Consider the following 717-nt stretch of genomic DNA (forward strand, 5'->3'; position numbering starts at 1 on the left):
GTGTCGCTCGGGCCGAGGTTGTTGCCCGCGATCAGCTCCCAGGCGCCGGCGGCGGCGCCGGCCCGCACCGGCACAAGGTCGAGCAGGGCGCCTGCGGGCACCGCGAAGCGAAGCACCGTCTGCCCTCCCATCCGCAGCGGCTCGCCGACGGCGCGCAGGGTGCCCGTTCCGGCAGCCGGGAGGGCGACCGGCTCGGCGGTCTCGAAGACGAGGTTGGCGATGCCGCCGCGCTCGAAAAGGGCGACCGGCGGGCGCTTGGCGAAGGGGAAGACCAGGCCGGAGCCGGCCTGACGCTCGGGCGGCTCGGCCAGGGGCGGACGGGCGGCGGCCTCCGAGGCGCCGGAGCGGGAACCGGGCGCCGGAAGGTCGGCCTTGGTGGGGCTCTTGGCTCCCTCACCCTTGCCTCCGTCACCCTTGGACGCTTCGCTTTTCGCCGCTTCCTTGGGCTCGGCCTTGCCAGCGCCCTCGGCCCTGGCGGCGTCGAGCTTTACGACCTCGAACGCGGTCGCGTCGGCCTTGGCCAAGTCCTTCTTCGCGACGATGTCGAACACCACGGCGCCGTCGTCGCGGTCGGTGGAGACCGTGAACCCGTCGGCGACCGCGACCGCGAGGCCGGCCGAGGCGTCGTCCGCGGTCGCGGTGAGGCGCGATATAAACAACACCCAGCCCACCAGACCGCAGACAAAAACGTATGCCGGGGTCTGCAAGAAAAAAAAA

1 pseudogene is annotated in these 717 nt (G+C 72.1%); it reads right to left on the reverse strand.

The annotated features are described in order from the left end of the window. A pseudogene (locus tag FV222_RS28265) lies at nucleotides 1-662 on the reverse strand (hypothetical protein); the annotation flags it as partial. Between the last annotated feature and the right edge of the window lie 55 nt (nucleotides 663-717).

This window comes from Methylobacterium sp. WL103 (assembly GCF_008039885.1).
GTDB lineage: Bacteria > Pseudomonadota > Alphaproteobacteria > Rhizobiales > Beijerinckiaceae > Methylobacterium > Methylobacterium cerastii.